Raw genomic sequence first — 723 nt, forward strand, 5'->3', positions numbered from 1 at the left:
GCACTAGCATTATCAGTTGGTGCGATTATGGCAGGGGTTAGTGTTATTGGAGTAGTTGCAGCTTGCGCACCAACAAAGGCAAAACCAAGCAAACCTTCTCAAGGTACTCAAAACCCATCTCAATCTGGTGGAACTCAATCTACAAACCCAGGTAGCGGAAGTACTACAAATCCAAGTGGTCAAGGTTCAGGAACTGGTGGTACAACAAATGCTAATCCAGGAAGTGGTAGCACTACAACTGGAACTAAACAAGGTTCAGGAACTGGTGGTACAACAAATAGTACGCCAGGTGCAACAAACCCAGGCGAGCAAGGTTCAAATAATGGTGGCACAACTAATTCACCAGGTGGATCATCAAATGTTTCTCCAGAAACACCATCAACTCCACAAACTACACCAAAAAATGATACACCAAGTGTGGGTGCTAGTCCTGAAACTAATAAAAATGATCCAGCACCTAGTGAAACTGAAAAACAAACTGAACAACCATCAACTGCACAAACTGATAATGGCGGTAACAAATCAGAAGGAGAACAAAAAGAACAAAACAACACTTCAAAAGATTCTACAAAAAATGATGATCAACAAAAAGGCAGTGGATCAACTACTAATGTAGATACTGATGCTAAGAAAGATGAAGAAAAAGGAACTGATGAAGATTCAACTAAGAAAACTGAACCTGATAATAGTACTCAACAAGATCAACCTAGCCCACAAGAAGAG

1 protein-coding gene is annotated in these 723 nt (G+C 40.7%); it reads left to right on the forward strand.

Going from position 1 to position 723, the window contains the following annotated elements; all coding sequences use genetic code 4:
- On the forward strand, positions 1-723 hold a 723-nt coding region (locus UDIV_RS04670; RefSeq protein WP_197021683.1), incomplete at both ends, for a prolipoprotein diacylglyceryl transferase.

This window comes from Ureaplasma diversum NCTC 246, from assembly GCF_000731915.1.
Classification (GTDB): domain Bacteria; phylum Bacillota_I; class Bacilli_A; order Mycoplasmatales; family Mycoplasmoidaceae; genus Ureaplasma; species Ureaplasma diversum.